Origin of the sequence: Mycolicibacterium hodleri (assembly GCF_025822245.1) — a bacterium.
Taxonomy (GTDB): domain Bacteria; phylum Actinomycetota; class Actinomycetes; order Mycobacteriales; family Mycobacteriaceae; genus Mycobacterium; species Mycobacterium hodleri.
The window spans coordinates 60,532-76,953 of record NZ_JACKTL010000053.1; the positions used below are offsets into that span (position 1 = coordinate 60,532).

General features: G+C 66.4%; 14 protein-coding genes. 13 read left to right on the forward strand and 1 reads right to left on the reverse strand.

The features are described from left to right. Window positions 1-36 precede the first annotated feature (36 nt). The 6 genes from H7J06_RS22740 to H7J06_RS22765 all read left to right on the forward strand — a co-directional run bounded on the left by H7J06_RS22740 (window position 37) and on the right by H7J06_RS22765 (window position 8,027). A complete protein-coding gene (locus H7J06_RS22740) occupies window positions 37-636 on the forward strand; it encodes a TetR/AcrR family transcriptional regulator (protein ID WP_264041476.1) in 600 nt (199 codons plus the stop codon). Between the two features lie 87 nt (window positions 637-723). Continuing rightward, a complete protein-coding gene (locus H7J06_RS22745; protein ID WP_264041478.1) occupies window positions 724-1,842 on the forward strand; it encodes a histone deacetylase-like amidohydrolase in 1,119 nt (372 codons plus the stop codon). Next, entirely contained in the window at window positions 1,839-3,251 is a 1,413-nt protein-coding gene (locus H7J06_RS22750) for an aspartate aminotransferase family protein (protein ID WP_264041479.1), read from the forward strand. Before H7J06_RS22745 ends, H7J06_RS22750 begins: the two co-directional genes overlap by 4 nt. A gap of 198 nt (window positions 3,252-3,449) precedes the next feature. Then, window positions 3,450-5,003, forward strand: coding sequence for an APC family permease (locus H7J06_RS22755; RefSeq protein WP_264041481.1), 1,554 nt, complete (start codon window positions 3,450-3,452; stop codon window positions 5,001-5,003). A gap of 82 nt (window positions 5,004-5,085) precedes the next feature. After that, complete coding sequence (locus tag H7J06_RS22760; protein ID WP_264041483.1) at window positions 5,086-6,495, forward strand: purine-cytosine permease family protein; 1,410 nt, start codon at window positions 5,086-5,088, stop codon at window positions 6,493-6,495. Further along, window positions 6,492-8,027: a GMC family oxidoreductase gene (locus H7J06_RS22765; protein WP_264041485.1), complete on the forward strand. Its 1,536-nt coding sequence runs from the start codon at window positions 6,492-6,494 to the stop codon at window positions 8,025-8,027. The genes H7J06_RS22760 and H7J06_RS22765 overlap by 4 nt, the downstream gene beginning before the upstream one ends. On the opposite strand, the gene H7J06_RS22770 is transcribed toward H7J06_RS22765, so the two are convergent. After that, on the reverse strand, window positions 8,017-9,519 hold the full coding sequence (locus H7J06_RS22770; RefSeq protein WP_264041487.1) for an aldehyde dehydrogenase: 1,503 nt from the start codon (window positions 9,517-9,519) through the stop codon (window positions 8,017-8,019). The genes H7J06_RS22765 and H7J06_RS22770 overlap by 11 nt on opposite strands. A gap of 87 nt (window positions 9,520-9,606) precedes the next feature. On the opposite strand from H7J06_RS22770, the gene H7J06_RS22775 reads away from it, so the two are divergent. The 7 genes from H7J06_RS22775 to H7J06_RS22805 all read left to right on the forward strand — a co-directional run bounded on the left by H7J06_RS22775 (window position 9,607) and on the right by H7J06_RS22805 (window position 16,385). Beyond that, on the forward strand, window positions 9,607-10,518 hold the full coding sequence (locus tag H7J06_RS22775) for a LysR family transcriptional regulator (protein ID WP_264041490.1): 912 nt from the start codon (window positions 9,607-9,609) through the stop codon (window positions 10,516-10,518). Between the two features lie 115 nt (window positions 10,519-10,633). After that, on the forward strand, window positions 10,634-11,896 hold the full coding sequence (locus H7J06_RS22780) for a flavin-containing monooxygenase (protein WP_264041747.1): 1,263 nt from the start codon (window positions 10,634-10,636) through the stop codon (window positions 11,894-11,896). A 20-nt stretch (window positions 11,897-11,916) separates the two neighbouring features. After that, the gene (locus H7J06_RS22785; RefSeq protein ID WP_264041492.1) at window positions 11,917-12,351 is read left to right on the forward strand and encodes a RidA family protein; all 435 of its coding nucleotides are present in this window, start codon (window positions 11,917-11,919) and stop codon (window positions 12,349-12,351) included. Continuing rightward, complete coding sequence (locus tag H7J06_RS22790; RefSeq protein WP_264041494.1) at window positions 12,348-13,016, forward strand: DUF1028 domain-containing protein; 669 nt, start codon at window positions 12,348-12,350, stop codon at window positions 13,014-13,016. Before H7J06_RS22785 ends, H7J06_RS22790 begins: the two co-directional genes overlap by 4 nt. After that, window positions 13,013-14,176, forward strand: a complete 1,164-nt coding sequence (locus H7J06_RS22795) for a M20 family metallopeptidase (protein WP_264041496.1) — start codon at window positions 13,013-13,015, stop codon at window positions 14,174-14,176. Before H7J06_RS22790 ends, H7J06_RS22795 begins: the two co-directional genes overlap by 4 nt. Further along, window positions 14,173-15,603 (forward strand): aspartate ammonia-lyase, encoded by a 1,431-nt coding sequence (locus H7J06_RS22800; RefSeq protein ID WP_264041498.1) that lies wholly within the window; start codon window positions 14,173-14,175, stop codon window positions 15,601-15,603. The genes H7J06_RS22795 and H7J06_RS22800 overlap by 4 nt, the downstream gene beginning before the upstream one ends. After that, window positions 15,600-16,385: a carbon-nitrogen hydrolase family protein gene (locus H7J06_RS22805; RefSeq protein WP_264041500.1), complete on the forward strand. Its 786-nt coding sequence runs from the start codon at window positions 15,600-15,602 to the stop codon at window positions 16,383-16,385. Before H7J06_RS22800 ends, H7J06_RS22805 begins: the two co-directional genes overlap by 4 nt. Window positions 16,386-16,422 lie beyond the last annotated feature (37 nt).

A 16,422-nucleotide genomic window follows, 5' to 3' on the forward strand; every position in this document is an offset into this window, starting at 1 on the left:
CGTCGGCAGAGTGGTCTGGGTGCGGAGGAGGATCGTGTGGCGCGGGTGCGAAACCAGGACGCGCGGCGCGGCCAGCTTGCCGCGGTGGCGATCGACGTCATCGCCGAGCGAGGTTTGGGTGCGGTCCGCGTCAAGGACATCGCCGAAGCTGCGGAGGTCTCTCCGCGTCTGGTCGCCTACTACTATCCCGAGATCGACGACCTCATCGACGAGGTCTACCGCGTCGCCGTGGACCGCTACTACTGGCAGCGGTTGGAGGCGATCACCAAGCTCGACAGCCCCGTCGACCGACTCGCGAACCTCATCGAATCCGGATTGCCCGCCGGTGACGGCGATGTGCTGAGTCGCGCAGTCTACGAATTCTCGGTCAATGCGGGGCGCGACCCCACTCACGGCACGTTGATGACCCTGCTGTTCGAGCGTGAAGTATCGCTCTACGTGGCCGTCCTCGAGGCCGGCGGCGCCTCGGGAGACTTCGCGCTCACCGAGCCGGTGCAGGCGGTCGCGCAGAACTTCGTCGCCCTCGAAGACGCCTTCGGCATGTACCTCAACGGCGGGAATTCCTCCCTCGACACGGCTGCGGCCGTGGCATTGCTGCGCAGCTATGCACGCTCCGCCACCGGCGTCCAGCTGTGACCGACATGCCCGCGGGTCTTGACGCGTCATCCTCGTAGGTGCATTCTTTGCGTCTAAGCGCAAAGAATCCACTCGTAGAGGACGGCCATGGCGAAGGAAACGGGTTTCTTTCACGACGAGCGCTGTCTGTGGCACAGCACGGGTGAGGCCGTGTTGTTCCTGCCCGTGGGCGGGTGGTTGCAGCCCTTGGCCGGCGGCGGCCATCCGGAGTCGCCCGAGTCGAAGCGTCGTCTCAAGTCGTTGCTGGACGTATCGGGCTTGACCGGCAGGTTGGCGGTGCGCAGCGCCGAGCCCGTCACCCGCGAGGATCTGCTGCGCGTGCACACCCCTGAGTACGTCGACCGCTTCCAGGAGTTGAGCGCAGGCCGCGGCGGCGAGATCGGCCCGGAGGCACTGTTCTCCAACGGCGGCTTCGAGATCGCCACGCTGTCGGCGGGTTTGGCCACGCGGGCCGTCGCCGACGTGCTCGACGGCTTACTGCCCAACGCGTATGCGTTGTCCCGCCCACCGGGACATCACTGCCTGCCCGACAGCGGAATGGGATTCTGTCTGCTGGCCAACATCCCCATTGCGATCGAAACGGCGAAGGCAAGTCGGGGGCTCGGCAAGGTCGCCGTCATCGACTGGGACGTCCACCACGGCAACGGAACTCAGCACATCTACTACCAGCGCGACGACGTCCTGACGATCTCGCTGCATCAGGAGAACTGCTTTCCCACCGACAGTGGCGCCGTGGCAGAACGTGGTGAGGGGGCCGGACTGGGCTTCAACCTCAACGTGCCCCTACCGCCTGGCTCCGGTCACGAGACCTACCTGCATGCCATGCGCAGCATCGTCATCCCCGCCCTGGAGGAGTTTCGTCCCGAGCTCATCGTGGTCGCCAGCGGCCTCGACGCCAACGCGGTGGATCCATTGGCGCGACAACTGTTGCACGCCGGGTCTTTCCGTGAATTGACCCGCATGGTCAAGGACGCCGCAGACGCCCTGTGCGACGGCCGGCTGGTGGTGGTCCACGAAGGCGGATATGCCGAGTCCGCCGTGCCCTTCTGCGGGCTGGCGATCATCGAAACACTGTCCGGTCTGCGCACCGAGGTCGTCGACCCGTTCGAAGAGACGTTCATCGCCCAACAACCCACGATCCGGGTCGTCGACTATCAGATCGCCATCGTCGACGACATCGCCCGGGAACTGAAAGGACAGTCATGACCGACACCATCGCGCATGCGGACACCAGCCCACCCGCCACCGAGAGCCTCGGCGAACTCGCCCAGCGCCACCTCGTCATGAGCTTCACCGCGGGATCGGTCTACACCGATGCACCGCCGCCGGTGATGGTGCGCGGGCGAGGGAGTCTGCTCTGGGATGACCAGGGCAAGGAGTACGTCGACGCCTTGGCCGGACTGTTCTGCGTCAACGTCGGCTACAGCTTCGGCGGCGAGATCGGCGACGCCGTTCGCGAGCAGATGGCCGAGCTGCCGTACTACACCAACTGGTGCGCAGCGCACCCGCCCGCGGTGAAGCTTGCCGCCAAGATCGCCGAACTGGCTCCGGCCGGGCTGGACCGGGTGTACTTCACCTCCGGCGGAGGCGAGTCGAACGAAGCCGCCATCAAACTCATCAGGCAGTACCACCAAGCGCGTGGTGAGCATGCCCGGATGAAATTCATCTCGCGCCGGGTCGCCTATCACGGAACCTCCTATGCGGCACTGTCATTGAATGGGATGACCAACCTGCGAAAGCAATTCGAACCGCTCATGTACGGCTCGCGCCACGTGTCGAACAGCAAGCGGTACAAGCGACGCGCAGACGAGACCGAACAGCAGTTCACCGAGCTGCTGCTCAACGAGCTCGAATCGCTCATCGTGCACGAGGGCCCCGACACGGTGGCGGCCATCTTCCTGGAGCCCCTGCAGAATGCCGGCGGCTCGCTGGCGCCCCCAGCGGGATATCACGAAGGCGTGCGGGAGATCTGCAACCGCCACGGAATCGTCCTGGTGGCCGACGAAGTCATCTGCGGCTTCGGCCGCCTCGGTGAATGGTTTGGCTCGACCCGCTTCAACGTGCAGCCCGACGTCATCACCTTCGCCAAAGGTGTTTCCTCGGCGCATGTTCCGCTCGGTGGCATGATTACCACCTCCCACATCCTCGACACCGTGAACAACGGGCCGGACGGTATGTACCTGCACGGACTCACCTTCGGCGGGCATCCCGCCGCTTGCGCTGCCGGACTGGCCAACATCGCCGTCATGGAACGCGAGGACGTCCTGGGCAACGTCAGACGCAACGAAGAGTACTTCCGGGAGCAGCTGGACACGCTTCTCAATCAGCCACTCGTCGGCGACGTCCGCGGCCTCGGATACCACTACTCGCTGGAGTTGGTCACCGACAAGACGCGCTGCACGTGGTCGGCCGAGACGGGCGCGAACGACTTCGTCTACACCATCCTGCAGCCCGCGTTATTGGAGGCGGGCATCCTCTGTCGTGCGGCGGTGGACCACGAAGGAACGCCGTTGATGCAGTTCTCGCCGCCGTTGGTGTTCAGCCGCGACGACATCGACACGTTGGTCGGCCGGGTACGTCGCGTGCTCGACGAGCTGGCCGCTCGGGTGCTGTAGCCGATTGTCGGTCGCCCGTGACCCACGTTGGGGCACGGGCGATTTGGCATGTCCAATCAAAGCGTCTGTGCCCGAACATGTATCGGATTCTTCGATGTTCGAGACAAGAAAAGACCGCTTTACAGACGCGCGGCCGGGCCGCAGTGTCATGGCAGGGAGTGACCGCGCTCACTCGGACCTTGCAAGGAGCGAATTGCCATGAAAGACAAACAGTTCGAGATTTCTGCCGGTGAGCAGACGGCCCGGGCGGCGAGTGAGTCCCAACATCTGCAGAAGACGCTCGGGCGACTCGACATCGTCTTCCTGATCGTGGCAGCGGTCGTGTCGATCGAAGTGCTGGGCCAGGTATCCAGCTTCGGGGGGCAGACGTTCACGTGGGCGCTGGTGCTCGCGGTCTTCTTCCTGGTGCCCTACGGCCTGATCTTCGCCGAGATCGGCAGCACGTTCACCGACGAGGGCGGTGTCTACGTGTGGGTGCGAAGCGCCTTTGGCCGGCCCGCGGCCGCGATTGCCTCGTTGCTCACGTGGGTGACGCAGCCGGTCTGGGTCGGGGGATCGTGCACGTTCATCGCCTCGGAGGTCTGGAGCCAGTACGTGACGCCCTTCGAGCACGGGTCGTCGACCGACTACGCCTTCAAGACGGTGTTCATCTGGATGACGGTGCTGGCGGCGGTCGTCAGCCTCAAGCACGGCAAGTGGATCCCCAACGTCGGCGCCATCCTCAAGATCCTGTTCCTGCTGAGCTTCGTCGTGACCGCCGGCATCTACGCCGTGCGACACGGCTTCGCGGGACTGACCGCCAGTGACTTCTCGCCGACGTTGGCGGGGCTGCTCGGCGTCACCCCGCTCCTGCTGTTCTCCTACCTGGGCTTCGAATCGGGCAACAGCGCTGCGGGTGAGATGAAACGCCCCGGCCGCGACGTACCGATCGCGATCGCGCGATCCTCGGCGATCGCGGCCGCGGCATATCTCCTGCCCATCGCGGCGATTCTGCTGGTCGTGCCCGCCGAGCAGATCACCGGTATCGGGGGTCTGATGGACGCCGTGGCCGTCGTGTACGGCGTCTACGGATCGGCGGCTCCCGTGATGATGACCCTGACGGCCGTCACCTTCGCACTGGTCCTGATGACGCAGGGTTCGGCCTGGATGATCATCAGCGATCGGATGCAGGCGATGGCCGCGGCGGACGGGTCGTTCTTCGGTGGGTTCTTCGGCCGCTTCCATCCCAAGCTGGGCACCCCGGTGCGGGTCAACCTTCTGTCGGGGGTGGTCGGCACGATCTTCATGCTTGCCGCGATGGCACTCAGCGGTTCTGCCGCCGCGGTGTTCGCGGTGGTGCTCTCGATCGCCATCTCCACGTTCCTGCTGAGTTATCTCCTCGCGATCCCCGCGGCGATCCGCCTGCGGACGGCATTCCCCGACGTTCCCAGACCCTTCAAAGTGCCGGTCTCGGACAACGGATTCCGGCTCCTGGGCGTCCTGTGCTTCGCCTGGGTGGCGCTGGGCAGCTGGGTGGCGGTGTTCCCGGGGACACTGGAGCGGCTGTTCGGCCTGGACTACGACTTCGAGCAGACCTGGGGCGTCGGCGCCGGCGTCTTCGAACTGTTCACCATCGGTACCCTCGCGGCTCTGACCGCGTTCGGCATCGTCGGGTACGTCGTGGCGGCGCCATTGCGGGTCGGGCGGGTCGCCGACGAGCCGGTCGGCGACATTGCATCGTCAAAACCGATTCAAAATGCCGGTTCTTTGTGATTTATCTGTGCTACCGAAGGTCGAATACTGAGGTGATCGCGGTCACCCCGCCACAGTTGAACCATCTGGAAAGCCGGTGCCCATGACCGAACCCGTGTCCGCCCCAGACTCCATCGAACGTCGAACCATCGAGCACATCCCGCTCGACGAACGGCACGGCCGAGCCCGTGACCTGTTCACGGTGTGGTTCGGCTCCAACATCATGCTGCTGACCATCATCACCGGAGCCCTGTCCACCACGGTGTTCGGCCTGCCGTTGTGGGCGGGTGCGCTGTCGGTGGTGCTCGGCAACGTCATCGGCGCCGTGGTGATGGCGCTGCACGCTGCGCAGGGACCGCAGATGGGCGTCCCGCAGATGCTGCAGACCCGCGCCCAGTTCGGCTCGTACGGCAGCCTGCTGGTGGTCGTCCTCGTGGTGTTCATGTACCTGGGTTTCTTCGCCTCCAACGCCGTCCTCGGTGGTCAGGCGCTGGCTCAGGTCACCGGACTGCCGACCAACATCGCCATCGTGGTCATCGGCGTGATCAGCGTCATCGCCACCATCGTCGGGTACCGGCTGATCCACAAGGTGACCGCCGTGCTGTCGGTGGTCGCCGGCGGGGCGCTCATCGTCGCGTTCGTCTGGATGATCGGCGTCAACGGTGTTCCGGCGGAGACGTGGCATTCCGGCGGGTTCACCTGGGCGGGCTTCATGGCCACCTTGTCGGTGGCTGCACTGTGGCAAATCGCCTATGCCCCCTACGTTTCGGACTACACCAGGTACATGCCGCGCGACACCGGTCAGCGGGCTGCCTTCTGGGGCACCTACTCCGGTTGCGTGCTGGGGTCGGTCCTGCCGATGCTGCTCGGTGTTCTGGTCGGTGCCGCCCTACCCGACGACGACACCCTGGCGGGGTTGTCCACGCTGACGCACGGTGTCAGCACGGGCATCTTCGCGATCTTCGCGATCGGAATCACCGCCACCAACGCGATGAACCTCTACTGCGGGACGCTGTCGACGATCACCGTCGGGCAGACGTTCTTCCCGAAGTGGAAGGCCGGCGCCGGCGGTCGCGCCGTGGTGTCGATCGTGCTGTTCGCGATCACGCTGGTGCCCGCACTACTCAGTGCCGAGGACTTCCTGGCCAACTACGCCAACTTCCTGGCTCTGCTGCTGTGTGTGCTGATCCCGTGGACCGCCGTCAACCTGGTCGACTTCTACCTGCTGCGGCATGGCGACTACGACATCGACGCCCTGTTCGAGCGCGACGGTGGACGCTACGGGCGCTTCAACTGGGTCGCGATCGGCTGCTACTTCGCCGGCATCCTGGTGCAGATCCCGTTCCTGTCCACCACCTTGTTCACCGGCTTCATCGCCGAGAGCATGGGCAAGGTCGACATCTCCTGGATAGTCGGCCTGGCGGTGATCTGCCCGCTGTACTACGTGCTGATGAAGCCCAAGCTGCGCGCCAAGTCCGTCCAGGACACCGACCGCGCCGGAAGCGCGGTATGACGACGGCCGACTACGTCATCGTCGGCGGCGGCACTGCGGGATGCATTGTCGCCGCTCGACTCTCGGAGGATCCCGACGTCACGGTGACGGTGCTGGAACCCGGCCCGTCCGACGCCGACGAGCCCCGCGCGCTGGACATCCGTCGCTGGGCGGAGATGCTCGAAGGCGAGTACGACCTCGATTACCGCAGCGTCACCCAGGTTCGAGGCAACTCGAACATCCGGCAGGCCCGGATGCGGATCCTGGGCGGCTGCTCCACGGCCAACACCATGATCACCTGGCGGCCGCTGCCCGCCGATCTCGACGAATGGGTCGGTCTCGGTGCGAAGGGCTGGGACGCCTCGACCGTCCATCCGTATTACGACAGGCTGGCCACCCCCATCACCCCGGTGGCGGAGAAGGACCAAAACCCCTACGTCGCCGACGTGGTCGAGTCGGCGCGGCGGGCCCTGGCCCTGCCCGCCAGGACCAAATGGAACAGTGACGCCGACTTCGCTGAAACAGGCAGGGGCGCAGGCTTCTTCGAGATCGGTTACACCCCGGGAACTCATCTGCGATCGTCGACGTCGGTGCACTACCTGCACGAGGCGATCCGCACCCGCGACAATCTCGCCGTCCGCCACGGCATGCACGCCAACCGGGTGCTCGTCGAGGGCGGGTCCGCGGTCGGCGTGCTTGCCACGGACGGTGACGGAATCGAGCACCGGTTCGACGCCGCCCGCGAGGTGATCGTCTGCTGTGGTGCCATCGACACCCCAAAACTACTGCAGCTGTCCGGTATTGGTCCACGCAAGGTACTTTCGGACGCCGGCGTCGACGTCGTCGTCGACAGCCCCGGCGTGGGGGAGAACCTGATGGACCACGCCGAGGGTCTGATCGTGTGGCAGGCAGTGCGCGAAGTGCCCGAGACCTGTGCGACGGGATGGGATGCCGGTGCCGCGGTGCGCCTTCACGACGACGGGCCAGCGCGGCCGGACGTCCTGATGCACTTCCCGGTCGAGGCCGTCGCCGATCACGCGGTCACCTACGGCGCCGAGCTGCCTGAACGCATCGTCTCGATCGCACCAAACGTCGCCAAGCCGAAAAGCCGGGGCCGCGTATGGATTACCTCAGACGATGCCGCCGCGGCGCCCAGCATCGACTACGGCTACTTCACCGATCCCGACGGGGCGGACGAAGCGACGCTGATCGCCGGTATCCGCCTGGCCCGTCGCATTGCCGCCGAATCCCCGATGTCGCAGTGGATCGGACCGGAGGTGTTCCCGGGGAGCGATGTGACGTCCGACGAGGATCTTTCGGCGGCACTCCGTTCGACGCATCAGACCGTCTACCACGTGTCGGGTACCTGCCGGATGGGTGCCGCCGACGACCCCATGGCGGTGTGCGATCCCGAACTGCGGGTGCAGGGCGTCGACGGCCTGCGGATCGTCGACGCGTCGATCTTCCCGACCATCCCCTCGGTGAACCCGGTGGGCACGATCATGACGGTCGCCGAACGGGCCGTTGACCTGATCCGTTGCGCTACAGCTTGATCCAGGTGGTCTTGAGGCCGGTGTACTTGTCGAGGGCGTGCAACGAGAGGTCACGTCCGAAGCCGGACTGCTTGAACCCGCCAAAGGGGGTCTGCGCGCTCAGCGCGTCGACGGTGTTCACCGACACCGTCCCGGCCCGCAGCGCCGCAGACACTCGGTGCGCGCGCCGCAGATCGTTGGTCCACACCGAGGCCGCCAACCCGTAGACGCCGTCGTTCGCCATGCGGATGGCCTCGTCCTCGTCGTCGAAGGTCTGGACGGCGAGAACGGGGCCGAACACCTCGTCGGTGACGAGCTCGGCTGAGGAGCCAAGGCCGGTGACGATGGTCGGCTCGATGAAGCACCCACCGCCGTCGACGATGCGTCGTTCCCCGCCCACCCGGATCTGGCCGTCTTGCCGGGCCCGATCGATGAAGCCCAGGACGTGGGCGGTGTGGGCTTCGTCGACGATGGCACCCTGCGTCGCAGCCGGGTCCAGCGGGTTGCCCGGCAGCATGGCGGCGGCCTTCTCGATCAAAGCGGCGGTGACGTGCTCGGCGATCGACTCGTGCACCAGCAGTCGGGAATTCGACGAACACACGGCGCCCTGGTTGTAGAACGCACCGAAGGCGGCCATCTCGATCGCCTCGTCCAGGTCGGCGTCGGCGAACACGACGTTGGGGCTCTTGCCGCCGCATTCCAGCCATACCTGCTTGAGGTTGGACTCCGATGCGTAGCGCAGGAACCGCCGTCCGGTGGCGGTGGATCCGGTGAATGCCAGTACGTCGACGTCCGGGTGCAGTCCCAGGGCGGCACCCGCGGTGTCGCCGAAGCCGGGGACGACGTTGAGAACGCCGTCGGGCAGGCCAGCCTCGGTCGCCAGCTCGGCGAGTCGCAATGACGAAAGTGGCGCCCGCTCAGAGGGTTTGAGAACGACGGAGTTGCCGGCGGCGAGCGCGGGCGCAACCTTCCAGATGGCCAGGTCCAACGGGAAGTTCCACGGTGTGACGGCCCCGACGACGCCGAGTGGCTCACGGGTGACCAGGGCCAGGTTGCCGGGCTCGGTGGGAGCGATCTCGCCGTTGATCTTGTCGAGTGCCTCGCCGTAGTACGCGAATAGTCCTGCGCCGGAGGGTACGTCGACGGTGTGTGCCTCGGTGACCAGCTTGCCCATGTCCAGAGAATCCAGCAGCGCCAGCTCGACGCCGTTGTCGTTGATCAACTCCGCCAGCCTCAGCAGAACCCGTTTGCGCTCGCTCACCGACGCGTGCGACCACTCGCCGCCCTCGAAGGCGCGGCGCGCCGAGGTCACCGCAACGTCCACGTCTTCGGTCTGTCCCGAGGCCACCGACGCCAGCACGCGGCCGGTGGCCGGGTCGAGGGAGTCGAACGTCGCGCCGGATTGGGCCGGACGGAAGGAGCCGTCGACGTAGATGCCGTCGCGCGGGGTCAGTGCCGCTGCGTGTCGGGTCCAGTCAGTCAGCGTGGCCGGGGTCGCTTCGGGAGAAGTCACGGGATTTACCCTGCTCCTCCAGGGCGCACCTGTACAGCCGGTGTTTCCGAACCTTAAGATCAGTTTTCTCAATGCACCGGGGGTGCCATGCCGGACTACACGCTCAGGCAGCTCGAATACTTCGTCGCGGTGGCCGAGGCCGGCAGCGTCACTCGGGCGGCCGCCGCAGTGCACCTGTCGCAGTCGGCGATGTCGGCGGCGCTGGCCGATCTTGAGAACGCACTGTCGGTGCAACTGCTGGTCCGTCACCATGCGCGCGGTATCAGTCTGACACCGGCCGGACGGGAACTGCTCGTCGAGAGTCGCCGGTTGCTGGCCTCGGCGGCGGATCTGCGAGCCGTCGCGCAAGGGCTGGGCACCTCGCTGAGCGGCACTCTGTCAATCGGGTGCTTTCAGGTGGTGGCGCCCTACCTGCTGCCGGAACTGCTGGCTGCCGCCGCCGAGAAGCTGCCGAAGCTGTACCTGCACACCACCGAGGCGGATCTCGCCGAACTCGCCGAAGGCGTCGCCAACGGCACCTTCGAGCTCGGCATCGGCTACGACCTCGTCGACGACCCACGATTGAGGCGTTGGCCTCTCTTCAGCTTGCCGCCCTACGCACTGGTGTCCGGATCGCACCGCTTCGCCAATCGTGAGCAGGTCGATCTGGCCGAATTGGCCGACGAACCGATGGTCCTGCTCGATCTGCCGCACAGTCGCGATTACTTCCAAAGCGTTTTCACCGCAGCAGGTGTCACGCCGAACATTCGTTATCGGTCCACGACCGTCGAGACGTGTCGCGCCCTGGTTGGCCGGGAACTCGCCTACTGCGTGCTCAACCTGCGGGCGGCCGTTCCGACTGCCCTGGACGGGCATGCCGTCGCCGTCGTCCCGATCAGCGGAGGCGTACCCAGCCTGACCGTGGTCCTGCTCGACGCTCTCGCGGCCAGGCCGACCCGACGGGCCAGCGTGGTGGCCGAGCTGTGTCGCAATCTGTTCGCGAGCGCACCGAACAGCTGACATGCGTGAAATCGATTTTCCCAATGCCGTACATCGGATCTATGCGCTGTACAGATGCAACGGGCCGTTGAACGATGGAGGAGCGAGTAAAACTGCCCAGTTCGTGGAGGTCGTGTTGAACCACCAAGAGGTCGAAGTTCTCATCGTCGGAGCCGGCCAAGCCGGGATCGCGATGAGCGAGCATCTCGGCGTCAAGGACATCCCGCACCTCGTGCTGGAACGTGACCGGGTCGCCGAGCGCTGGCGCTCGTGGCGCTGGGACTCGCTAGTGGCCAACGGGCCCGCCTGGCATGACCGCTTTCCCGGTCAGGAGTTCGACGTCGCCCCCGACGGCTTCCCCACCAAGGAGGAGGTCGCGGACTACCTGGTCTCCTACGCCGGCCGGATCGACGCTCCGATTCGCACCGGAGTCGACGTGACCTCGGTACGAAAGATCGACGGCCGCTCCGGTTTCCGCGTCGAAACCTCCGACGGGACGATAGACGCCCGCTACGTCGTCGCGGCGACGGGTGCGTTCCAGAAGCCGATCATCCCACCGGTCGTCCCCGAGACCTCCGGGTTGCACCAGATCCATTCCAGCGGCTACCGCAATCCCCAGCAGCTGCCCGACGGAGCCGTCCTGGTGGTCGGTGCCGGATCCTCCGGCGTCCAGATCGCCGACGAACTCCGTCAGGCCGGCCGCCAGGTGTACCTGGCCGTTGGACCGCACGACCGGCCACCACGTAGCTACCGCGGCCGCGACTTTTGTTGGTGGCTGGGTGTTTTGGGAAAATGGGACCTGGCCGCGCCGCCGCGGGGTGCCGAGCACGTGACGATCGCGGTCAGCGGCGCCCACGGTGGGCACACCGTCGACTTTCGCGAACTCGCGGCCACCGGTGTGACGCTCACCGGACTGGCCGGCCCGTTCGTCGACGGTGTCATGCACTTCGCCGACGACCTGCGCACCAACATCGCAGCAGGTGACGCGAACTACCTGTCCATGCTCGACGAAGCGGACGCCTACGTCGCCCGCAACGGGCTGGACCTGCCCGAGGAACCACGGGCCCGTGAGTTCCTGCCCGATCCAGCATGCGTCACCGATCCGCTGCGCGAACTCGACCTCGCAGCAGCGGGCGTCACCTCGATAATCTGGGCGACCGGTTTTGCCTTCGATTACGGCTGGTTGCAGGTCGACGCCTTCGACGAACGGGGCAAGCCACTGCATCAGCGGGGCGTGTCGACCGAACCGGGAATCTACTTCCTGGGACTGCCCTGGCAGTCACGACGCGGATCCAGCTTCATCTGGGGGGTCTGGCACGACGCCAAGTACCTTGCCGACCAAATCGCCATTCAGCGAAGCTATTTGGCCTACGAGGCGCCGGCGCTCGCCGAGCGCTGACGGAAGAGGAGCGCTCACACATGCTCGACGCGACCCCAGAAGGCGCGACGCACCGGCGAATCCGGCCCTTCAACACCAAGATCACCTATCCCGAACAGAACCTCGACAACGACCTCTGCCAGGCCGTCGTCGCCGGGGGCGTCGTGTATCTGCGCGGCCAGATCGGCCAGGACCTCGACACCAGAGAGTCCGTCGGTGTCGGCGACGTCGAAGCCCAGGCCGAGAAGGCGATGGCCAACATCGCGATGCTGCTCGACGAGGCGGGCAGCAGCCTCGCCGACATCGTCAAGGTCACCGTGTACCTGGTCGACATCCGCTACCGCGAACCGGTGTACCGCGTCATGGGGCGCTGGCTCAAGGGCGTGTACCCGGTGTCCACCGGACTCGTCGTCGACGCCCTCGCCCGACCCGAATGGTTGGTCGAGATCGACGCCACCGCGGTGCTCAGCCAATGACGTTCTCACTCGTCGTCCGCGACGGTTCGGCGTTCGGGATGGTGGTGTGCTCGTCGAGTCCCGCCGTCGCGTCACGGTGCGTGCACCTGCGGGCCGGGGTCGGAGCGGTGGCCTCTCAGAACGTCACCAACCCGAATCTGGGGTTCGTCGCGCTGGAGGCACTGGCCGGCGGCGCGGACGCCGCGACCGCTCTCGCCGCCGCCGTCACCGCCGAGCGACACCCCGAATACCGACAACTGATCGTCGTCGACCGCACCGGCGGCACGGCGATTCACACCGGAGCCCAGGCATTGGGCATCCGTCACGAGGTGCGAGCGGAAGACGTTGCGGCCGCGGGCAACATGCTGAGTGACGCAGGGGTCATCCAGGCCCTGGTCGACGGATACTCGGCCTCGACCGCGCCTGCGCTGGAACGACGGCTGCTCGACGGGCTGAGCGCGGCGCTCACCGCAGGCGGGGAGGCCGGTCCCGTGCACTCGGCCGGACTGCAGGTGACAGCGGACGTGGCGTGGCCGGTAACCGATCTGCGCGTCGACTGGCACGACGACCCGATCGCGGAACTTCATCGGCTGTGGACGGTGTGGGAACCGCAGAAGGCCGACTACCGCACCCGTGGACTCGACCCGACGGCCGCACCGTCCTACGGCGTGCCGGGGGACCTGTGACCACCGCACTGGAAGATGCCGTCCGCACGACCGGTGACCGGGTCGTCGACGGGATCCTGGCCCTGTCCCACGATCTGCACGCGCACCCCGAAATCGCTTGGGAGGAAGTCAGATCCAGCGCCCGGGTCGCCGGTAACCTTGCCGACGCCGGATTCACCGTGCAGGAGAACTACACGGATTTGCCGACCGCGTTCCTGGCGCGCCGTGGCACCGGGCCGCTGCATCTGGCGGTGTGCGCCGAATACGACGCGCTGCCCGGCATGGGACATGCCTGCGGACACAACGTCATCGCCGCCATCTCGACCGGTGCTGCGATCGCACTCGCGCCGTACGTCGACGACCTCGGGATCACCCTGTCGGTCTTCGGCACCCCGGCCGAGGAGGGCGGGGGAGGCAAGATCGAAATGCTGGACCGCGGCGGGTTCGCCGGAGTGCACGCCGCCGCGATGGTGCACCCCGGGCCGGTCGACGTGGCCCGCGCCGAACCGTATGCCGTGTCGCACAGCCACATTCGCTACGACGGCAAGTCCGCGCACGCGGCGGCCTACCCCGACCGCGGGATCAACGCCGCGGACGCGTTCACGCTGGCGCAGGTCGGCATCGGCCTGTTGCGTCAACATCTTCCGCCCGACACCCGGGTGCACGGCATCATGACCAACGGCGGCGAAGCGCCCAACGCCATTCCGCAGCGCACCGAGGGACGCTGGTATGTCCGCGCCGGCTCGCTGGCCGAACTCGCCGACCTCGAGCGACGGGTCAACCGGTGCTTCGAGGCCGGCGCACTGGCCACCGGTTGCGAGTTGACGATCAGCCCGGAGAGCAAGCCTTACTCCGAATTCCGCACCGACGAACGCCTGCTCGGCCACTATGTGCACCGGGCCGAGCAGCTGGGCAGACGCTTCAGCTCGGGATCGGACTCGTTGATGAATCGCGCCTCGACCGACATGGGCAACGTCTCGCAGCAAGTGGCGGCCATTCACCCCTACATCGGCATCGATTCGCTCCCCGCGGTCAACCATCAACCCGAATTCGCCGCTGCCGCCGCGACTCCGGCGGCCGACCGCGCGGCAGTCGAGGGCGCACGTGCGCTGGCACTGACCGTGTTGGATGCCGCGCTCGACCCCGGTACCCGGGACCATCTGATCGGCGGCACGCCATGACCTCGACCGAGCTGCGCCGCGAGCACGATCTGCTCGGCGACTTCGAGGTGCCCGGCGACGTGTACTACGGAGTGCACACCGCCCGTGCGCTGGAGAACTTCCCCATCACCGGCATGCCGATCGCGCGCTATCCGGAACTGATCGTCGCCCTGGCTTGCGTCAAGCTCGCGGCGGCGCGTGCCAATCACCGGCTCGGGTTGCTCAGTGCCGAACGGACCGATGCGATCGTCGCAGCCTGCCGGGAGATCAAGGCCGGAGCACTGCACGACCAGTTCGTCGTCGACGTCATCCAGGGTGGTGCGGGCACGTCGACCAACATGAACGCCAACGAGGTGATCGCCAACCGCGGCCTGGAACTGCTCGGTCACCGACGCGGTGACTACGCCCACCTGCATCCGCTGGAACACGTGAACCTGGGGCAGAGCACCAACGACGTGTACCCGACCGCGGTGAAGGTCGGCCTCCAATTCGCGGTGCACAGACTGCAATTGGCCATGACCGAACTGGTGTCGGCGTTCGCCGACAAGGCGGTCGAATTCGGGAGCCACCTCAAGATGGGCCGCACCCAACTCCAGGACGCCGTACCGATGACGTTGGGTCAGGAGTTCGGCAGCTACGCCATCATGGTCGGCGAGGACGCGGATCGACTGGGGGAGGCCAACGTTCTGATCGCCGAGATCAACCTCGGCGGCACCGCGATCGGCACGGGCCTCAATGCGCACCTGGATTACGCCGGCCTGGTCTGCGAAGAGCTCCGCGCCGTCACCGAACTGCCGTTGGTGACCGCGTCGAACCTCGTCGAGGCCACCCAGGACGTTGGTGCCTTCGTCCAGTTGTCGGGGGTGCTGAAGCGGACCGCGGTCAAGCTGTCGAAGATCTGCAACGACCTGCGGTTGCTGTCGTCGGGGCCCCGCGCCGGGTTCGGTGAGATCAATCTTCCACCGGTGCAAGCGGGTTCGAGCATCATGCCCGGCAAGGTCAACCCGGTGATACCCGAAGTGGTCAATCAGGTGGCATTCGAAGTGGTCGGCAACGACGTCGCGATCAGCATGGCCGCCGAGGGCGGGCAACTCCAGCTCAACGCATTCGAACCGATCATCGCCCACAGCCTCTTCGAGTCGTTGGCGCACCTGACCGCTGCCTGCGAAACCCTGCGGAGCCGGTGCGTGGTCGGCATCACCGCCAACGTCGAGCACATGAGGTCGACGGTCGATCGTTCGATCGGTCTGGTCACCGCACTCAACCCCTACATCGGTTACGAGGCGGCGACACGGCTCGCGGCCGAGGCCCTGCGTTCGGACACCGACATCGCCTCACTGGTCTTGGACCGAGGATTGCTGACTCCCTCGGACCTGGCGAAGATCCTGCTTCCGGACAACCTGACCCGGCCGTGGCGCGGGTTGGCCGACGAACCCGAGCAGCGATGACCGTCACCATCGGATTGGCGCAGTGGCTGCCACGCTGCCACGAGCCCGACGAGAATCTGCGCGCCGCGCAGGGCTTCATCGGCGCATTGGCCGACCGTGGCTGCAATTGGGTGGTGCTCCCCGAGCTGTGGCCCTGTGGGTATGACCCCGCGACGCTCGCTCGCGATGCGGGTGACGCCGCCGAACCGATCGACGGCCCCCGGGGTGAGGCACTGGCAGCGGCTGCCCGTGCCAACCAGGTATGGCTCTTCGCCGGCACGGTACCCGAGCGCGACGGAGACGTCCTCTACAACACCGCCGTCGTCTACGACCCGGCAGGCCGGCGTGCAGCGGTACATCGCAAGGTTCACCTGTACACACCACTTGGTGAAGACAAGGTCTTCGCGGCGGGAGATGAACCCACCGTCGTGCACGTCGACGGGATCGGGGCGGTAGGTCTGAGCACGTGCTTCGACGGTGACCATCCCGCCTACGCCAGGCAGCTGAACCGGCTCGGCGCCCGGGTCGTGGTCGCACCGTGTGCGTACGAAGTCGCCGCAGAATCGTGGTGGGACGTGCTCTACCCGGCCAACGCCCTGGTCAACGGCCAGTGGTGGGTCATGGCGAATCAGTGCGGCGACGAACTACTCGGCAAGAGCAGGGTCATCGCGCCGGACGGTTCGGTGGCGGCGCAGGCGGATCGTGTCGGACAGCGCGACACGCCAGAGCTTCTCGTCACGACGGTCGACCTCGAGTCCGGCATCCGCGCGGCGGAACGTGCCGCCGGTGCGCTGTGGCGTTGACGGGAAGTACACGCGTGTAATTCATCCACACTGTGCA

What these genes read in the sequence shown, in the direction of transcription:
- H7J06_RS22745 (WP_264041478.1), top strand. Translation starts at nt 724, where the DNA reads ATGGCGAAGGAAACGGGTTTCTTTCACGACGAGCGCTGTCTGTGGCAC.
- H7J06_RS22750 (WP_264041479.1), top strand. Translation starts at nt 1,839, where the DNA reads ATGACCGACACCATCGCGCATGCGGACACCAGCCCACCCGCCACCGAG.
- H7J06_RS22755 (WP_264041481.1), top strand. Translation starts at nt 3,450, where the DNA reads ATGAAAGACAAACAGTTCGAGATTTCTGCCGGTGAGCAGACGGCCCGG.
- H7J06_RS22760 (WP_264041483.1), top strand. Translation starts at nt 5,086, where the DNA reads ATGACCGAACCCGTGTCCGCCCCAGACTCCATCGAACGTCGAACCATC.
- H7J06_RS22765 (WP_264041485.1), top strand. Translation starts at nt 6,492, where the DNA reads ATGACGACGGCCGACTACGTCATCGTCGGCGGCGGCACTGCGGGATGC.
- H7J06_RS22775 (WP_264041490.1), top strand. Translation starts at nt 9,607, where the DNA reads ATGCCGGACTACACGCTCAGGCAGCTCGAATACTTCGTCGCGGTGGCC.
- H7J06_RS22785 (WP_264041492.1), top strand. Translation starts at nt 11,917, where the DNA reads ATGCTCGACGCGACCCCAGAAGGCGCGACGCACCGGCGAATCCGGCCC.
- H7J06_RS22790 (WP_264041494.1), top strand. Translation starts at nt 12,348, where the DNA reads ATGACGTTCTCACTCGTCGTCCGCGACGGTTCGGCGTTCGGGATGGTG.
- H7J06_RS22800 (WP_264041498.1), top strand. Translation starts at nt 14,173, where the DNA reads ATGACCTCGACCGAGCTGCGCCGCGAGCACGATCTGCTCGGCGACTTC.
- H7J06_RS22805 (WP_264041500.1), top strand. Translation starts at nt 15,600, where the DNA reads ATGACCGTCACCATCGGATTGGCGCAGTGGCTGCCACGCTGCCACGAG.